The following is a 14523-nucleotide window of genomic DNA, read 5'->3' as shown; positions in this document are numbered from 1 at the left end:
GCTCGGCTCTACGGGTGCGCGGTTACAGACCGCGCTGGCGGACTGCTTCGAACAGGCTCACGCCGGTGGCGACCGACACGTTGAGGCTTTCGATGTCGCCCGGCATCGGGATCTTGACCAGGCTGTCGCAGTTTTCACGGGTCAGGCGGCGCAGGCCGTCGGCTTCGCCGCCGAGCACCAGCGCCACGTTGCCCTTCAGGTCGATCGAGTACAGCGACGCGGTGGCTTCACCGGCCAGGCCGTAGATCCACACGCCCAGCTTCTGCAGGTCCTTCAGGCAGCGCGACAGGTTGGTCACCGCCACCACCGGGATGCGGTCGGCAGCGCCGGCCGATGTCTTGCGCACGGTCGCGTTGACCGTGGCCGACTTGTCCTTGGGAATGATCACCGCCGTGGCACCGGCCGCCGCCGCGCTGCGCAGGCAGGCGCCGAGGTTATGCGGGTCCTGCACCTCGTCGAGCACCAGCAGCAGGGCCTTGCCCTCGGCGGCCTCGACCAGGCCTTCCAGTTCGTTTTCACCGTAGGTGCGTGCCGCCTGGTAGCGCGCCGCCACGCCCTGGTGTCGCACCGAACCGCCCACGCCGTCCAGCGCCTGGGTGTTGACCTTGCGCACGTCGATACCCTTGCGCCGCGCATTCTCTTCAATCTCGACCAGACGCGGATTCTTCGCGCTGGCTTCGATCAGCACCTCGCGGACGTTCTCGGCATCGTTCTCGATCGAAGAGGCGACGGCGTTGACGCCGACGATCCACTGGCTTTGCTTGCTCATTGCGGGGGCACGACCGGTACAGGGGGTGGTAATGGTAGAGCATCGGGGCCCGCCCTGCCCTGCCGGGCGTTCACCCCACGGCCCACGGGGCCCTGGCGACCTACTGGGCGGGCCGCGCAGGCGCGGGCAGATCCGCACTTTTCACGCCCTGCGCCCTACCCTCACGGGGTGTCGTGGTCAGGGTGCTGATGAGAGACCAGCCCCTGCAGCAGCGCCATTTCCGGATCGTCCTCGTCGCGGATGTCGGCCAGGGTGCCCAATCCATCCACGAACGGGAGCTTGCTTTCCACCCCGTACTGCACGGTCGGTGGCAGGCGGGCGGGATCGTCGAAGGCACCGGCGGCGACGGCCATGCCGTCGGGCGCTTCATACGTCAGCGGCGTGCCACATTCAGGGCAGAAGCCGCGCTTGACCAGGTTGGACGAGGCGAACCGGCGTGGCTCGCCCCGGGTCCAGGTGAATTCAACCCGGCGTACCGAGACCAGCGGCGCGTAGTAGGCACCGAACGCTTTCTGGCACATGCGGCAGTGACAGATCGAACTGTCGGTCAGTTCGCCACGGACGTGGAAGCGGATCGCGCCGCATTGGCAGCCGCCGCTGTATTCGGGGAGGTCGTCGGGCATGGGATGCGCTCCGATCGTGGTGGGTATGGAGCCGGCTGGGGCCGGTACTCCGATCGTTGTATGCGTGGAGCCGGCCAACGGCCGGCACTACCGGGGCTGCGCTCCGGGTGGTCCCGGTACGCGCGTCGTTCAGTACTTCTGTTTCTTGCGCTTGGCGGGCTGACCACGCGGCGGCAGCTCGGCCGTCTCGTCGTCATTCTCCTCGACCAGGCGGAAGTCGATCTTGCGCTCTTCCATGCTCGCCTTGAGCACCAGGATCCGCACCCGGTCACCCAACCGGTACGCCTTGCCACGGCGTTCGCCGCTGAGCGTCTTGCGGGTGGCGTCGAACTGGTAATAGTCGTGCGGCAGCTGGGTCACGTGGACCAGGCCGTTGACCTTGGACTCGTCCAGTTCGACGAACAGGCCGAAGCTGGTTACGCCGCTGATCACGCCATCGAACTGGCCACCGACGTGCTTTTCCATCCATGCCGCGCGGTAGCGCTCGTCCACTTCACGCTCGGCCTCATCGGCACGGCGTTCGCGTTCGGAGCACTGCACGGCCAGGGCGGCCATTTCGCGTGCCGAGTAGGTGTACTTGTCCAGCGAGCCGCCCGACAGCGCGTACTTGATCGCGCGGTGGACGAGCAAATCCGGGTAACGACGGATCGGCGAGGTGAAGTGTGCGTACGCATCCAGCGATAAACCGAAGTGCCCCTGGTTGTCCGGCGCGTACACCGCCATGCTCTGGCTGCGCAGCAGTACCGATTCCAGCAGGGCCGCGTCCGGGCGCTCGCGCACCTTTTTGAGCAGCTTGGTGTAATCGCCCGGCTGCACCTTGGCCCACGGCGGCAGGCTCAGCTTGAATTCCTTGAGGAACTCGAGCAGGTCGTCGTACTTGGCTTCCGGCGGCTTGGCGTGGTCGCGGTACGGCGCCGGCACCTGCTTGTGCAGCAGGTACCGCGCGGCCTGCACGTTGGCCGCGATCATGCATTCTTCGATCAACTTGTGCGCATCGTTGCGCACCAGCATGCCGGCCTGGGACACCTCACCGGTGTTGTCCAGCACGAAGCGCACTTCGGAGGATTCGAATTCGATCGCACCGCGACGGGTACGCGCCTTGGCCAGCACCTTGTACAACTGGTGCAGGTGCTCCACCTGCGGCAGTACCGCGGCGATCTGGTTGCGCACCGCCACGTCGTTCTCGCCCACCGCCTGCCAGACCTGGTTGTAGGTCAGGCGTGCGTGCGAATTCATCACTGCTTCGTAGAAGCGCGAATGGATCACGTCACCGTCGCGGTTCACCTGCATGTCGCAGACGAAGCACATCCGGTCGACCTTGGGCATCAGCGAGCAGATGCCGTTGGACAAGGTCTCCGGCAACATCGGCACCACGAAGCCCGGGAAGTACACCGAGGTGGCGCGCTTCTGTGCTTCATCGTCGAGCGGGGTGCCCGGACGCACGTAATTGGACACATCGGCGATGGCCACCACCAGGCGGAAGCCTTCGGCGTTGGGTTCGCAGTAAACCGCGTCATCGAAGTCCTTGGCATCCTCGCCATCGATGGTCACCAGCGGCGTGGTGCGCAGATCCACGCGCCCACCGATGCTGTCCGGCTCGACCACCATCGGCACCGCCGAGGCCTCGTTGAGCACCTCCTGCGGGAACTCGAACGGCAGCTCGTGGCCATGGATCGCGGTTTCCACGATTAGCGATGCGGTCAGCTTGTCGCCAAGCACCGCGATGATGCGGCCGATCGGCGGGCGACGCGTGTCCGGTGCCTGGGTCAGCTCGCAGACCACCAGCTGGCCGTCGCGGGCATCGCCGGTCTGGTCCGGCGGAATCTGTACGTTGCGCTGCACGCGCTTGTCGTCGGGCACCACGTAGTTGATGCCGAACTCGACGCTGAAGCGGCCGATCAGGCGGGTCATCCCGCGCTCGAGAACGCGCGCGATGCTGCCTTCGCGACGGCCACGGCGGTCGATGCCGGTGACGTTGGCCAACACGCGGTCGCCGTGCATGACCTTGCGCATTTCATACGGCGGCAGGAACAGGTCATCCCCACCCTCCACCGGACGCAGGAAGCCGAAGCCTTCCGGGTTGGCGATGACCACGCCGGTGATCAGGTTGGTGGCCTGCACCGGGGCAAAGCCGCCGCGGCGGTTTTGTACGAGCTGGCCGTCTCGCACCATCGCGCCCAGGCGCTTGCCCAGTGCATCGGCGCGGTCGGGCTCGGTCAGGCCGAGGTGGACGCCGATCTCGTCAGCGGTCTGCGGACCGTCGCAGCGTTCCAGCAGCTGCAGGATCGCCTCACGGCTGGCGATCGGCTGCGCGTAGCGCTCTGCTTCGCGCGCGGCGTGCGGGTCGACGACGTTCATGTCGGTAGATGTCGGGTGCGGGCGGCGGCGGGTCGGGATCGGCGCGCCGGCGTCCGGTTTCGGACCGCCACGGTTGCCGCCACGCGCTGGCGCCGGGGTGTTCATCGATTCGGGCATCCACGGTGGCAGCTTGCCCGCCTTCTTGGCGGCAGCGCGGGGCTTGCCCGACGGACCGGCAGCCTGGGGCACCGGGGACTTGGGGGCTTTCGCGCCCCGGGTCGGTTTCTTTGGTTTCATTGCCCTCCATGGTAACCGCTGACGGTGTGCAGAGGCAGTCGAGGCGCATCCATATGCAGGTTTGTGAAGAAATTTCGTAAAAGCGTTGACAAGGGCCGTCGGCATCTCCACAATTCGCCTCCTGAGTCGCCCAGGTGGCGGAATTGGTAGACGCACTAGCTTCAGGTGCTAGCGGGGGCAACTTCGTGGAGGTTCGAGTCCTCTCCTGGGCACCATGACTCAGACAATGATCAAACCCGCGCAAGCGGGTTTTTTCGTTTCCGGGGCCTGCCCACGTCACCCTGGCCGGGTCAGGCATCGGGAATGTAGTAGCGGCGCGCCAGTCCCGCCCTTCCCGGGAAGTGCTTGAACCAGGGCCGGGCGGCATCGATCACTGCCGCCACGTCCGCATGCGCCATCAGCCGTTCCACATAGGCAGACAGTGCCGCATGCGCATCCGGCAGCGGCACGTAAGCCACGGCGTAGAACAATGCCGGCGCCGCGGCGCAGTCGGCCAGGGTGAAGGCTTCGCCCGCCAGCCAGCGACGCCCGTCCAACTGCTGGTCCAACAGGGCATAGCTGTTCAGTAGGGTCGCGCGGGCGGCCTCGGTCGCAGCGCCATTCCCGTCGCTGCCCGGCTTCAGCAGGGCAGCGGTCAGCGCCTGCATCGGGGTCATCACGTACAGGTCGCAGACCCGGTCCCAGAGCCGCACCTCCAGGGCCTGCGCCGGGTCCTGCGGAAGCAGCCGCCTACCGTCGGCGGCGTGATGAAGCTGCAGGTGTTCGATGATGATGCTGGTCTCGCCGATGGGCGCGCCCTGCTCCACCAGCAGCGGCATTTTGCCCAGCGGCCACAGCGCCCGGAACGCGGCTCGCTCGACCGGGTCGCCGAGGTTCAACAGGCGCTCGTCCAGCGCCACACCCAGCACGCGGGCGGCGATCAGCACCTTCTGGCAGCACGAAGACAGCGGGTGGACATGCAGGATCGGGGTCGCCATGGGAACGCCTTGCTGCTTAGTGGGGCGAGTATTTTCAGTCTCTGCCGCCCCGGTCAAGCCGCGCCGCGCCACCCGCCAGCGCTCTCGCTCGGATGTGGCTTGGGCATGCATTGACAGTGTTCGAATGCTTCCGCATAATTCTCCGCCTGAGTCGCCCAGGTGGCGGAATTGGTAGACGCACTAGCTTCAGGTGCTAGCGGGGGTAACTTCGTGGAGGTTCGAGTCCTCTCCTGGGCACCACGACTCGGTAAATGATCAAACCCGCGCAAGCGGGTTTTTTCGTTTCTGGCGTTCGATGACACGCGCTTGGAACGCACGACTTTCGCGACATGCAGCGCGGTGATGTGGCAGCGCGCGACCGTCGAAATTTTCCGCGACATGCTGTTGACACAATTTCAGTTCTCCCGCAGAATTCTCCTCCTGAGTCGCCCAGGTGGCGGAATTGGTAGACGCACTAGCTTCAGGTGCTAGCGGGGGCAACTTCGTGGAGGTTCGAGTCCTCTCCTGGGCACCATGACTCAGACAATGATCAAACCCGCGCAAGCGGGTTTTTTCATGTGTGGGGTTTGGGGTTTGTTTCTTTTTTTAGAAGCCAAGGCCAGAGCCCAGAGCCAGAGCCCAGAGCCAGTGCGTTGCGTTTTTGCCTGCGCCGGGCTGGGCGGGGATGTGTGAGTTCGCGGGACACGCCGTGAATCCATCCCTGGAGGCTCGCGTACGCCATCCATGGCGTACGACGGTCCCGCGAACCCACACACCCCCGCCCCAGACAGTGGGCCGGTGCGCATCGAAGAAGCAGAAGAGCGAAGGACAAGCACGGCAGAACTCGTGCTCGTTTTTGTGCTCGTTTTTGTGCTCGTGGGTGTTCGTGCTCGTGGGTGTGGGTTTGGGTTTGGGTTTGGGTTTGGGTGTGGTTGGTTTCGGTTTCGGTTGTGGATGTGGAATTGGTGTTGGCTGTTCGTTGCGTACCAGCCAACTGTCTGGGATGGGTACGGGTGGGTTGGCGGGACCGTCATGCGCCATGGATGGCGCATGGGAGCCTCCAAGGATGGATTTACGGCGTGTCCCGCCAACCCACCCGTACCCATCCAAGCCCGTAGAGGCGCACACCCACAGCCGTTGCCCTGCCGTTGCCCTGCCGTTGCCCTGCCGTTGCTCTGCCGTTGCTCTGCCCCTGCTCCACCTTCGCCTCGCGCGCAAAAACAAACGCCCACAAAAAAACCCCGCCTTCCGACGGGGTTTTTTCGTATCAGCTCACCCGCTGATCAATGCCCACCGGCCGACGCTGCACCTGCGCCCGCACCGAACGGCGGTTTGGCCAGCCACAGGAAGGCGATGATCGCCAGGAAGATCCAGCCCAGCAGGAAGAAGATGTCGTTGAAGCCCATCTGCGAGGCCTGGTGGTTGATCATGTTGTTCAGTACCGCCGCGCCATGTTGCACGTCACCCTGCCCCATCGCCGCCACCTGATCCTGCATGCCCGGCTGATAGACCGAAATGTGCTCGGTCAGATCCGCATGGTGCACCTGCGTCCGGCGCGCCCACAGCCACGTCGTCAACGATGCCGCGAAACTGCCGCCCAGCGTCCGCAGGAACGTTGCCAGGCCCGAACCCGCCGCGATCTCGCGACCGTCCAGGTCCGACAGCAGGATCTGCAGCACCGGCATGAAGAACAATGCCACGCCGATGCCCATGATCAACTGCACGCCCGCCACGTGGGTGAAGTCCACCTGCAGGTTGAAGCCCGAGCGCATGAAGCTGGTGAAGGACAGGAACACGAACGCAAACGAAGCGATCATCCGCATGTCGAAACGCGACGCATATTTGCCCACGAACGGCGTCATGATCACCGGCAGGATGCCGATCGGTGCCGTCGCCAGGCCCGCCCAGATCGCCGTGTAACCCATGTCGCGCTGTAACCACTGCGGAATCAGCAGCGACACACTGAAGAAGGCCGCATACGCCACCACCATCGCCAGCGTACCGGCGCGGAAATTGCGGTGCCGGAACAGCTTCAGATCCACGATCGGGTCCTTGTCGGTCAGCTCCCAGATCAGGAACACCGTCAACGCCACCACCGCCACACAGGCCAGCACCACGATCTTGGGAGAGGAGAACCAGTCTTCGTCGTTGCCCAGGTCGAGCACCAGCTGCAGTGCGCCCACGCCGATCACCAGGGTGATCAGGCCGACGTAATCCATCTTCGGCTTCTCGATCTGCTCCGGGCGGCCCTTCAACTGGCTGCCCACCACCATCGCCGCGAAGATACCCAGCGGCACGTTGATCAGGAAGATCCATTCCCAACTGTAGTTGTCGGTGATCCAGCCGCCCAGGATCGGGCCGCAGATCGGCGCCACCACCGTGATCATCGCCAGCAGCGCCAGCGCCTGCCCACGTTTTTCGCGTGGATAGATCGACACCAGCAGGGACTGGGTGATCGGATACATCGGCCCGGCCACGAAGCCCTGCAGCGCGCGCGACAGCACCAGCATGCCCATGCTCTGGGCCAGGCCGCACAGCAGCGAGGTGATCACGAAGGCCAGCGTCGCCCAGATGAACAGCTTGCGTTCGCCGAAGCGGCGGCTCAGGAAGCCGGTCAGCGGCAGGGCGATCGCGGTGCTGACCGCGAACGAAGTGATGACCCAGGTGGCCTGCTGCGAACTGGCGCCGAGGTTGCCGGCGATGGTGGGCAGCGAGACGTTGGCGATGGTGGTGTCGAGCACCTGCATGAACGAGGCCATCGCCAGGCCGACGGTGCACAGCGCGACGCTGGGCGGCAGGAAACCGGCGGCCGCACCGGGCGCCGACGGTGCGCCCGGGGTGCCGGGCGCGGCGGGAGCTTGTGCGGACATGATGGCCTCAGTTCGCCTTGGCCTGCTGCGGCAGGTTGCCCTGGATGATCATATGGATCATGTCATCGGCGCTGTGCAGCTGCTTGGCGTAGACGTCGGTGTCGAACACCTGGCCCTTGGCAAACTGCGTCGGCAGCACGGTGCCCTTCTGGTCGCGCAGGCTCACTTCGGCCTTGATCGACAGACCGATGCGCAGCGGATACTCGGCCAGCTGCTTGGCATCGATGGCGATGCGCACCGGAACGCGCTGCACGATCTTGATCCAGTTGCCGCTGGCGTTCTGCGCCGGCAGCAGCGAGAACGCCGAACCGGTGCCCAGGCCCAGGCTATCGATGCGCCCCTTGTACTTGACGTCACCGCCGTACAGGTCCGAACGCAGCTCCACTTCCTGGCCCAGGCGCATGTGGCGCAGCTGGGTTTCCTTGAAGTTGGCTTCCACCCACATCTGTTCGGTGGGCACCACCGCCATCAGCGCAGTGCCCGGCTGCACGCGCTGGCCGACCTGCACCGAGCGACGGGCGACATAGCCGCTGACCGGCGCGACGATGCCGGCGCGGGCGTTGTTGAGGAACGCCTGGCGCAGCTGCGCGGCAGCGGCCTGCACGTCCGGCTGGGTAGCGATCACGGTGTCATCGACCAGCGCATTGCTGCGCTCGAAGGTTTCGCGCGAACCGGCCACGGCCGCTTCGGCGCCGGCCAGCTCGTCGCGGGCGTGGGCCAGTTCTTCGTTGGAAATCGCACCGGTGGCGGCCAGCCCCTTGCGGCGGTTGAAGTCCTCGCGGACCCGCTTCAAGGTCACCTGGCGCGCGTTCAAATCCGCCTGCGCGCCTTCCACGCTGCGGTAGAGGCCGCGCGTCTGGCGGACGGTCTTGGCCAGGTTGGCTTCGGCCTGCTGCAGTGCCACCTCGGTATCGGCCGGGTCCAACTGCACCAGCAGCTGGCCACGTTCGACGCGCATGCCGTCATCGGCGTTGATCGCCACCACGGTGCCGCTCACCAGCGGGGTGATCTGCACCTGGTTGCCCTGCACGTAGGCATCGTCGGTATCTTCGAACCAGCGGCCGAACATGAAGTACCACAGGGCCAGCGCGGCCAGCAGCAGCACCACGATGACCAACAGGCCGCGCAGCAGCTTGCCGCGACGGGACGGAGCTGCCGGGGCGGCAGCGGGAGCGGATGTCTGGCTCATGGGATGTGTCTCAGGAATGCGTGGAATCGGGGGTGGCGGCAACCGGGGCAGCGTCGCTGGACGGCGTAAAGCCGCCGCCCAGTGCCTGGCTCAGTCGCACCGAAACAAGGATCTGACGCGACTGCAGCTCGGCCAGTCGCTGCTGGGAGGCCAGCAACTGCTCTTCGACACTGAGCACGTCCAGGTAGCTGCCGATGCCGGCGCGGTAACGCTGGTCGGCCAGGTCATGGGCGGCACGTGCGGTGCTTACCGCCTGGGCCTGCGCAGCGGCCTGGTCGGCCAGCGAGCGCACCGCGTTGACCTGGTCGGCCACATCGCGCAGTGCATTGACCACCGACTGGTTGTAGTCGGCCACGGCCAGGTCGTACTGGGCATCGGTCTTGTCCAGGTTGGCACGCAGGCGGCCACCGTCGAAGATCGGCAGGCTCAGCGCCGGACCGAGGAAGGCGAAGGTCGAACCGCTCTTGAGCAACTGGTCCACTTCACTGGACACGACCCCGCCGAGCGCGGTCAGGTTGAGGCTGGGATAGAACTGCGCCTTGGCCGCGTGGATCTCGCGACCGGCCGCTTCCACCCGCCAGCGCGCGGCGACGATATCCGGGCGACGCCCGAGCAGTTCGCTGGGCAGCACGCCCGGCAGTTGCAGTGCCAGCGGATTGAGCATCTGCGGGCGCACGATCTGCAGGCCGCGGTCCGGGCCCTGCCCGACCAGCGCGGCCAGCGCGGTGCGGGCCTCGTCGATCTGCTGCTGCGCGGCCTGCCGTTGCTGCTGCGCGGCCGGGATCCGGGCTTCGGCCTGGCGGGTCTGCAGGTCGCTGTCGATGCCGGCGGTACGCCGTTGCCGGGTCAGGTCCAGGGTCTTCTGCGAGCGCGCCAGTTCTTCGCTGGCCACATCGTGCAGCGTCCACGCATAACCCAGCTGTGCGTAGGCTTCGGCGATGGCCGCCGACAGGTTCAGGCGCGCAGCCTGGGCATCCACTTCGGCGGCATGCCCGCTGTCCACGGCCGCTTCCCAGGCGGCGCGCTTGCCGCCCCACAGGTCGATGCCGTAACTGAAACTCAGATAGGCCTGGCCGCTGCCGGCATAACTGCCACCCAGCTCGTCGCCGACCATGGATTCGGGCAGGCGCACGCCGGTGTAGCCGCCGGAGGCGGACAGCTTGGGCAGGCGGTCGGCATGGGCGGTACCGATCTGCGCGCGGGCCTGGCGCAGGCGGGCATCGGCCGCATCCAGCCCGGGATTGCGCTGCAGGCCTTCGGCGATCAGAGCATCGAGCTGGGGATCACCCAGCGCGCGCCACCAGTCGGTGGCGGGCCAACCGGGCTGGCTCAGCCCGCTGGCGGCCAGGGTGCGCTGGGTCTGCAGGCTGTCGGGGTCGAGCAGCCGGCCGTGCGGCGCCAGGCCGCGGCTGCTGGCACAGGCGGCCAGCGCAAGCGCCAGCACGGACAGCAGCACCGGCCGCAACGGGCGCAGTGAAATAGTGCGATCAGGGAAGGAGGTCATGGCGTAATCAGGGAGTCACGTACACGGGTCATGAGGGAAAGCAGGTGGGCGCGCTCGTCCGTGGAGAGATCGCGCATTGCGTCGTCGATGGTCTGGTCGCCGCGCTGCTTCAGCCGGGCCCACAGTTGGCGGCCTTCATCAGTCAATACGATCTGCAACGCACGCCGGTCCTGGGCATGCGGCTCGCGCCGCACACAGCCCATTGCTTCCAGCTTGTCCAGCAGGCGGGTCACCGCGCTGGGCACCTGGTCCAGGGCCTGGGCCAACTCGTTGGCGGTGCACGGGGCCTTGACCGAGAGCACCTTCAATCCGAGGTAGTGGGTAAAACCAATGCCGAGGTTTTCCTCAGCCATCGACGTGTCGAGCTGACGGACCAGGCCGTCGCGCACCTGGCGCAACAACAGGCCGAAGCTGGGGGGAGTGGCTTCAGGACAGATCATCATGCGGCGCACTTTACTTCCAGAAGATATATTTCTCAATGGAACTATTCAATCTGGAACAAAATGCTGTGTTGCACCGAACAGAACGCTGATGGGGGTGGGACACCTTAATAGCCAGCCCTGATGGCCCGGTATTACAATCTGGACAATGAATAGCATTTTCAGGCCAGAGGACGCCGTACTCCCCCCGCCGCTGGTACGCCACGAGGTGCTGGACTGGCTCGAGCGCGACGACGGCGTGCCGGTGCTGGGCTTCCAGATCGAGAGCGCGCGCGGGCTGGAACGCGAGATCGACTGGCATGAGCACCGCCGGGCCCAACTGATCTGCGTGGAGGTCGGGCTGCTCAACACCCGCACCCGCCACGGCAACTGGTCGCTGCCGCCGGGCTGCGCCGGCTGGATGCCGCCGGGCGAGCCGCACACCGTGGACATCTCCGGACCGCTGCGTGGCTGGGGCCTGATCATCAGCCCGGCGCTGGCCCATGACCTGCCCGACGAGCCCTGCGTGATTGCCATTTCCGACCTGCTGCAGGCGCTGGCACTGCGGGTGACCCGCTGGATGCCCACCCCCAAGGCCGATCTGCGCCAACAGCACATGATCGAGGTGCTGCTCGATGAGATCCGCAATGCGCCGCGCCAGCGCATGCACCTGCCGATGCCGCAGGACCGGCGGCTGCTGCGGATCGCCTCGCAGCTGATCGCCGATCCGGCCGACGGCCGCAGCCTGGAACAGTGGGCGCACTGGGCCGGGCTGTCGCCGCGTACACTCACCCGGCACTTCCGCGACGAGACCACGCTCAGCTTCGCCCAGTGGCGCCAGCAGGCGCGCCTGGCCGAGGGTCTGCGGCGTCTGTCGGATGGGCACAGCGTGTCCGACATCGCCTACGAGCTGGGTTTCAGCAGCCCCAGCGCCTTCGTCACCGTGTTCCGCCGCCACTTCGGCTGCCCGCCCGGGCGCTACCTGGCACGGACCGGACACCCCCTCAATCCATCACGCGGCTTGGCATCCCCGGCCGCATCCGGATAATCGTCCGCCTGCGAGGGCGACAGCCGTCGCCGTCCCTTGCCACAGGTAACAATCCCGCATGACCGATCTTGCCCGCCCCGCGTTCCACGGCTTTGAACAGCTGCCCCTGCGCGAGTACGCCGAACGGGCGTACCTGGACTATTCGATGTACGTGGTGCTCGACCGCGCACTGCCGTTCATCGGCGACGGCCTCAAGCCGGTGCAGCGCCGCATCATCTATGCGATGAGCGAGCTGGGCCTGAATGCCGCCTCCAAGCCGAAGAAATCCGCGCGTACCGTCGGTGATGTGATCGGTAAGTACCACCCGCACGGTGACAGCGCCTGTTACGAAGCGCTGGTGCTGATGGCCCAGCCGTTCTCCTACCGCTATCCGCTGATCGAGGGCCAGGGCAACTTCGGTTCCACCGACGATCCCAAGTCGTTCGCGGCCATGCGTTACACCGAGTCCAAGCTGACCCCGATCGCCGAAGTGCTGCTGGGCGAAATCAACCAGGGCACCACCGACTGGACCCCGAACTTCGACGGCACCCTGGAAGAACCGACCTGGATGCCGGCGCGCCTGCCGCACCTGCTGCTCAACGGCACCACCGGCATCGCCGTGGGCATGGCCACCGACGTGCCGCCGCACAACCTCAACGAGATCGTCAGCGCGCTGCTGCACCTGCTCGATGATCCGGACGCGACCATCGCCGACCTGTGCGAACACGTGAAGGGACCGGACTATCCGAGCTTCGCCGAGATCATCACCGCGCCGGCCGACCTGCGGAACATGTACGAAACCGGCTACGGCAGCGTGCGTGCGCGCGCGACGTACTTCAAGGAATCGACCAACATCGTCATCAACGCGCTGCCCTTCCAGGTATCGCCGTCGAAGGTGATCGAGCAGATCGCCGCGCAGATGCGCGCCAAGAAGCTGCCGTGGCTGGAAGACATCCGCGACGAGTCCGACCACGCCAACCCGGTGCGGGTGGTGCTGGTGCCGCGCTCCAACCGCGTGGACGCCGACCAGCTGATGGGCCACCTGTTCGCCATCACCGACCTGGAGCGCAGCTACCGGGTCAACCTCAACGTGATCGGGTTGGACGGGCGTCCGCAGGTGAAGAACCTGAAGATGCTGCTCAGCGAGTGGCTGCAGTTCCGCGCCACCACCGTCACCCGCCGCCTCACCCATCGCCTGCAGAAGGTCGAGCGCCGCCTGCACCTGCTGGACGGCCTGCTGGTGGCCTTCCTCAACCTGGATGAAGTGATCCGCATCATCCGCACCGAGGACGAAGCCAAGCCGGCGCTGATCGCGCGTTTCGCGCTGAGCGAGGAACAGGCCGAATACATCCTGGACACCCGGCTCAAGCAGCTGGCGCGCCTGGAAGAAATGAAGATCCGTGGCGAGCAGGACGAGCTGGCCAAGGAGCGCGACAAGATCCTGTCGATCCTGGACAGCAAGGCCAAGCTGAAGAAGCTGATCCGCGACGAACTCACCGCCGATGCGAAGAAGTTCGGCGATGACCGCCGCTCGCCGCTGGTACAGCGTGGCGCGGCGCAGGCCATCGATGAAACCGAGCTGGTGCCGAGCGAGCCGATGACCGTGGTGCTGTCGGAGAAGGGCTGGATCCGTGCGGCCAAGGGCCACGACATGGACCCGTCCACGCTGTCCTATCGCGACGGCGATGCGTTGCTGGGGGCGGTGCGTGCGCGCAGCACCCAGCAGGTGGCGTTCCTGGACAGCGAGGGCCGCGCGTATTCGACCCTGATCCACACCCTGCCCTCGGCGCGCGGCAACGGCGAACCGCTGACCGGCCGCTTCTCGCCGGCGCCGGGCAGCGCGTTCATGACCCTGGCCAGTGGCGAGAACAACACCCGCTTCGTGCTGGCCTCCACGCACGGCTACGGCTTCGTGACCCGCTTCGAGAACCTGACCGGGCGCAACAAGGCCGGCAAGGCGATGCTCAACCTGACCTCCGGCTCGAAGGTGCTTACCCCGGCGGTGGTCGCCAATCCGGAAACGGACCGCATCGTGGCGGTGACCAGCTCGGGCAACCTGCTGGCGATCGCCGCCAGCGACCTGCCGGAATTGGACAAGGGCAAGGGCAACAAGATCATCGACATTCCCAAGGCCAAGCTCGCCACCGAGCGCGTGGTCGCGGTGGTGTCGGTCGCCCCGGGCAACACGCTGCTGGTACGCAGCGGTGCGCGCACGATGAACCTGTCGTTCAAGGACCTGGACACCTACCTGGGCACGCGGGCGACGCGCGGCCATCTGCTGCCGCGTGGCTGGCAGAAGGTGGAAGGATTGGCGGTGGAGTAACCCGGTCAGCGGCCGGTTGCGGTTCTTTCCGACGCCGCGGGGAGCCGGCCAGCGGCCGGCACTACCGGTGCGGCGGTTCTTTCCGGTGCGGCGGGAACCGGTCAGCGGCCGGTGTTGCCGATCACGCGCACACAAAAAGGCCGGGTTTCCCCGACCTTTTTGCTTGATTGTGACCCGTCCTGAATTGGGTTGACACCTTTTCCCACAGGAAGAGGAATGTTCAATGGATTCAACACTCAGGCGCAGCC

10 protein-coding genes and 3 tRNA genes are annotated in these 14523 nt (G+C 66.1%); 5 read left to right on the top strand and 8 right to left on the bottom strand.

From position 1 onward, the window contains the following. Nucleotides 1-22 precede the first annotated feature (22 nt). From rlmB to rnr, 3 genes are all read right to left on the bottom strand, one after another. On the bottom strand, nt 23-769 hold the full coding sequence (rlmB, locus tag AC1DR7_RS17335) for a 23S rRNA (guanosine(2251)-2'-O)-methyltransferase RlmB (protein WP_256777431.1): 747 nt from the start codon (nt 767-769) through the stop codon (nt 23-25). 161 nt (nt 770-930) lie between these two features. Further along, nucleotides 931-1392 (bottom strand): GFA family protein, encoded by a 462-nt coding sequence (locus tag AC1DR7_RS17330; RefSeq protein WP_478052077.1) that lies wholly within the window; start codon nt 1390-1392, stop codon nt 931-933. A gap of 129 nt (nt 1393-1521) precedes the next feature. Beyond that, nucleotides 1522-3987, bottom strand: a complete 2466-nt coding sequence (gene rnr / locus AC1DR7_RS17325) for a ribonuclease R (RefSeq protein WP_478052076.1) — start codon at nt 3985-3987, stop codon at nt 1522-1524. 128 nt (nt 3988-4115) lie between these two features. On the opposite strand from rnr, the gene AC1DR7_RS17320 reads away from it, so the two are divergent. Then, nucleotides 4116-4202 (top strand) — tRNA-Leu (locus AC1DR7_RS17320). A 75-nt stretch (nt 4203-4277) separates the two neighbouring features. Here AC1DR7_RS17320 and AC1DR7_RS17315 read toward each other — a convergent pair. Next, nucleotides 4278-4964 carry a glutathione S-transferase family protein gene (locus AC1DR7_RS17315; RefSeq protein ID WP_256777433.1) on the bottom strand — a complete coding sequence of 229 codons (687 nt, stop codon included), beginning with the start codon at nt 4962-4964 and terminating at the stop codon, nt 4278-4280. A gap of 153 nt (nt 4965-5117) precedes the next feature. Here AC1DR7_RS17315 and AC1DR7_RS17310 point away from each other — a divergent pair. Together AC1DR7_RS17310 and AC1DR7_RS17305 are read left to right on the top strand one after the other, a co-directional pair. Continuing rightward, nucleotides 5118-5204: transfer RNA gene (locus AC1DR7_RS17310), tRNA-Leu, on the top strand. A 187-nt stretch (nt 5205-5391) separates the two neighbouring features. Further along, nucleotides 5392-5478 (top strand) — tRNA-Leu (locus AC1DR7_RS17305). Nucleotides 5479-6226: 748 nt separating this feature from the next. On the opposite strand, the gene emrB is transcribed toward AC1DR7_RS17305, so the two are convergent. The 4 genes from emrB to AC1DR7_RS17285 are packed head-to-tail and all read right to left on the bottom strand — an operon-like array spanning nt 6227 to nt 10946. Then, nucleotides 6227-7813 (bottom strand): multidrug efflux MFS transporter permease subunit EmrB, encoded by a 1587-nt coding sequence (emrB, locus tag AC1DR7_RS17300; RefSeq protein ID WP_256777391.1) that lies wholly within the window; start codon nt 7811-7813, stop codon nt 6227-6229. A 7-nt stretch (nt 7814-7820) separates the two neighbouring features. Beyond that, entirely contained in the window at nt 7821-9002 is a 1182-nt protein-coding gene (gene emrA, locus AC1DR7_RS17295) for a multidrug efflux MFS transporter periplasmic adaptor subunit EmrA (protein WP_478051696.1), read from the bottom strand. Between the two features lie 10 nt (nt 9003-9012). Continuing rightward, nucleotides 9013-10506, bottom strand: coding sequence for an efflux transporter outer membrane subunit (locus AC1DR7_RS17290; RefSeq protein WP_256777389.1), 1494 nt, complete (start codon nt 10504-10506; stop codon nt 9013-9015). Beyond that, entirely contained in the window at nt 10503-10946 is a 444-nt protein-coding gene (locus AC1DR7_RS17285) for a MarR family winged helix-turn-helix transcriptional regulator (protein WP_256777393.1), read from the bottom strand. The genes AC1DR7_RS17290 and AC1DR7_RS17285 overlap by 4 nt, the downstream gene beginning before the upstream one ends. Before the next feature lie 148 nt (nt 10947-11094). Between AC1DR7_RS17285 and AC1DR7_RS17280 the strand changes: the two genes are divergently transcribed. Beyond that, nucleotides 11095-11973 (top strand): AraC family transcriptional regulator, encoded by an 879-nt coding sequence (locus tag AC1DR7_RS17280; protein ID WP_457320040.1) that lies wholly within the window; start codon nt 11095-11097, stop codon nt 11971-11973. Nucleotides 11974-12031: 58 nt separating this feature from the next. Further along, nucleotides 12032-14275 (top strand): DNA topoisomerase IV subunit A, encoded by a 2244-nt coding sequence (gene parC, locus AC1DR7_RS17275; RefSeq protein WP_478053050.1) that lies wholly within the window; start codon nt 12032-12034, stop codon nt 14273-14275. The last annotated feature ends 248 nt before the right edge of the window (nt 14276-14523 follow it).

This window comes from Stenotrophomonas sp. P5_A9, assembly GCF_056400525.1.
Note: the sequence above shows the minus strand (reverse complement) of the source record. Positions and strands in the feature narration are given on the sequence as shown.

What these genes read in the sequence shown, in the direction of transcription:
- emrB (WP_256777391.1), bottom strand. Translation starts at nt 7,813, where the DNA reads ATGTCCGCACAAGCTCCCGCCGCGCCCGGCACCCCGGGCGCACCGTCG.
- rlmB (WP_256777431.1), bottom strand. Translation starts at nt 769, where the DNA reads ATGAGCAAGCAAAGCCAGTGGATCGTCGGCGTCAACGCCGTCGCCTCT.
- AC1DR7_RS17280 (WP_457320040.1), top strand. Translation starts at nt 11,095, where the DNA reads ATGAATAGCATTTTCAGGCCAGAGGACGCCGTACTCCCCCCGCCGCTG.
- parC (WP_478053050.1), top strand. Translation starts at nt 12,032, where the DNA reads ATGACCGATCTTGCCCGCCCCGCGTTCCACGGCTTTGAACAGCTGCCC.
- emrA (WP_478051696.1), bottom strand. Translation starts at nt 9,002, where the DNA reads ATGAGCCAGACATCCGCTCCCGCTGCCGCCCCGGCAGCTCCGTCCCGT.
- AC1DR7_RS17290 (WP_256777389.1), bottom strand. Translation starts at nt 10,506, where the DNA reads ATGACCTCCTTCCCTGATCGCACTATTTCACTGCGCCCGTTGCGGCCG.
- AC1DR7_RS17315 (WP_256777433.1), bottom strand. Translation starts at nt 4,964, where the DNA reads ATGGCGACCCCGATCCTGCATGTCCACCCGCTGTCTTCGTGCTGCCAG.
- AC1DR7_RS17330 (WP_478052077.1), bottom strand. Translation starts at nt 1,392, where the DNA reads ATGCCCGACGACCTCCCCGAATACAGCGGCGGCTGCCAATGCGGCGCG.
- AC1DR7_RS17285 (WP_256777393.1), bottom strand. Translation starts at nt 10,946, where the DNA reads ATGATCTGTCCTGAAGCCACTCCCCCCAGCTTCGGCCTGTTGTTGCGC.
- rnr (WP_478052076.1), bottom strand. Translation starts at nt 3,987, where the DNA reads ATGAAACCAAAGAAACCGACCCGGGGCGCGAAAGCCCCCAAGTCCCCG.